The sequence below is a fragment of the Liquorilactobacillus sp. genome (genome assembly GCF_047719775.1).
Classification (GTDB): Bacteria; Bacillota; Bacilli; order Lactobacillales; family Lactobacillaceae; genus Liquorilactobacillus.
Genome location: NZ_JBDNTS010000044.1, coordinates 1,685 through 3,762 on the forward strand (window position 1 = coordinate 1,685; position 2,078 = coordinate 3,762).

Below are 2,078 nucleotides of genomic sequence, written 5' to 3' on the forward strand. Positions count from 1 at the left end.
ATTTATTCATTATACGCTCTCTTAAAAGTTGTCTCAGGAATCAGCTTACATCCATTAGCGGATAATTGCTTCTAACGAGACAAAGATTTTAAGTTTGATAAGATCAACTTTGTTGAATTTGGTTCCAAGTTTTTATCGTTTTGAAATTGTCTTTAATTGTTTTATACTTGCCATAAGTATTAGAGATGAAAGGAAGGATATTTTAATGAAACAAGTCAAAATTGGTGGTTCTGGTTTTACAGGTTCTGAGGTCATTTTGGGCATTATGCGCATTGCACCCCTAAGTGTCGACGATGCGGTTACTGTTTTAGAAACTGCCAAGGACTTAGGTATTAATTATATTGATGCCGCGGACGTCTACGATGCCGGGAAGGCTGAAGAAAGGTTTGGCCAAGCGCTTAAAAAATCATCTTTGTCACGAGATGACTTCTTTATTCAATCTAAAGGCGGAATTTATCGTAATCCTGAACGTAATAATGAGATCACACGTTATGACTTTTCAAAAAAGCATTTACTCGAAACTGTTGATGGCATGCTCGAAAGGATGGGTATTGACTATCTAGATAGTTTCTTGCTCCACCGTCCTGATGCATTAATGGACCCAGCCGAAGTTGCAGCGGCTTTTGATGAATTACAAAGCTCTGGAAAGGTCCGGCATTTTGGCGTATCTAACATGAACCCTGGTCAAGTGGACTTAGTTCAATCAGCTGTCAATCAAAAACTACTGATCAATCAGTTGCAATTTGGTGTAATGCACACAGGTCCGATCGATCGTGATATTCACACAAACATGACGGACGCTAGAAGTATTGATCATGATGGCGGATTATTAGAGTATTCACAACTTCACAACATGACGATCCAAGCATGGTCGCCCTTCCAATATGGTCAGATCGAAGGGACATTCATTGACAATCCTGATTTTCCTAAAGTTAATGATAAACTGCAAGAATTAGCAGATAAATACAGTGTATCTAAAAATGCCATTGCTGCTGCCTGGATCTTGCGGCACCCTGCAAAACTACAAGTGATCGCTGGTACAATGAACCCTGCTCATTTACGCGATACAGTAGATGGCACTAAGGTTAAACTAACAGCTCAGGAATGGTACGACGTTTACTTGGCTGCAGGTAATGATCTGCCCTAAACTATTTTTCGCTTAAACATGTGAAAAGCTCCCTTTTCAGGTTACTTGCCTGAAGTCGTGGTTATGTCAAATAGACTCACTCTAAAATTGAGTGAGTTTATTTTTATACAAAAAAAAGAACCTCTTAACGCTCACTTTAAACTGTTTTCTCTAAACTTCGTCCTGATTATTAACGTTGATCAAGGATTGTCTTCCTCTTTTAACTATGTTATTATTTAAGTAAGGAAAAAGTAAGGAGTTGATTTATATGAATACTAACGATTCAACTACCGTTCGTTCAAAGATTACGAGTAAAAATCAGGTAACTATTCCTAAAACCGTGCGTAATCTTTTAGATCTTCAATCTAGTGACGTTATTGAATGGAAAATCTCCCCTAATGGCACAATTACTATTATCCCTAGTAAACCCGATCTGTGGCAAACTGTTGCAGCACAAGAAAAACAATTTGGTAACCTATCTACTCCAGAACTCGACTGGGGACCAGATGTAGAAAGTGAAGATTTTGATTAATGAAATTAACTCAAGGTGACATTTTATGGATTGATTTAAACCCCGCTAAAGGCACTGAAACTAAAAAGAAGCGCCCTTGTTTGGTTATCAGTAACGCTCACTACAACCAATATTTTAATACTGTGATTGTGGTACCAATTAGTACTTCTGCAAAATATTGGCAGGTGGAAAAGTATGCTAAATCTCCACTTTTTGTGGAGATCAACCATAATAAGATTCATGGAACAGCTTTATTGCAACATGTTCGTGCTATTGACCCCACTAAACGTTCAAACGGACAAGTTGAAGCAACTTTAAAGCCTGAGGAAATACAACTTATTACCTCTAGAATCCGTCAATTTTTTTAGCGCTATTTAGTTCCCAAGTGGTTCTGGTGCAAAATTTTTCAGGTAAACTTATTTTGAGTATAATTAGCCTAAA

Annotated in this window: 3 protein-coding genes; all 3 read left to right on the top strand. The window is 37.7% G+C overall.

All coding sequences use genetic code 11. The annotated features are described in order from the left end of the window. Nucleotides 1–205: 205 nt before the first annotated feature. The 3 genes from ABF682_RS11890 (at nt 206) to ABF682_RS11900 (ending at nt 2,005) form a co-directional block, all read left to right on the top strand. Nucleotides 206–1,147, top strand: coding sequence for an aldo/keto reductase (locus ABF682_RS11890; protein WP_056960398.1), 942 nt, complete (start codon nt 206–208; stop codon nt 1,145–1,147). A gap of 247 nt (nt 1,148–1,394) precedes the next feature. Further along, a complete protein-coding gene (locus ABF682_RS11895) occupies nt 1,395–1,658 on the top strand; it encodes an AbrB/MazE/SpoVT family DNA-binding domain-containing protein (protein WP_056960396.1) in 264 nt (87 codons plus the stop codon). Continuing rightward, entirely contained in the window at nt 1,658–2,005 is a 348-nt protein-coding gene (locus tag ABF682_RS11900; protein ID WP_017867064.1) for a type II toxin-antitoxin system PemK/MazF family toxin, read from the top strand. The genes ABF682_RS11895 and ABF682_RS11900 overlap by 1 nt, the downstream gene beginning before the upstream one ends. Nucleotides 2,006–2,078: the final 73 nt, after the last annotated feature.

Excerpts from the sequence above, each read along its gene's own strand:
- ABF682_RS11900 (WP_017867064.1), top strand. The coding sequence starts at position 1,658 with ATGAAATTAACTCAAGGTGACATTTTATGGATTGATTTAAACCCCGCT.
- ABF682_RS11895 (WP_056960396.1), top strand. The coding sequence starts at position 1,395 with ATGAATACTAACGATTCAACTACCGTTCGTTCAAAGATTACGAGTAAA.
- ABF682_RS11890 (WP_056960398.1), top strand. The coding sequence starts at position 206 with ATGAAACAAGTCAAAATTGGTGGTTCTGGTTTTACAGGTTCTGAGGTC.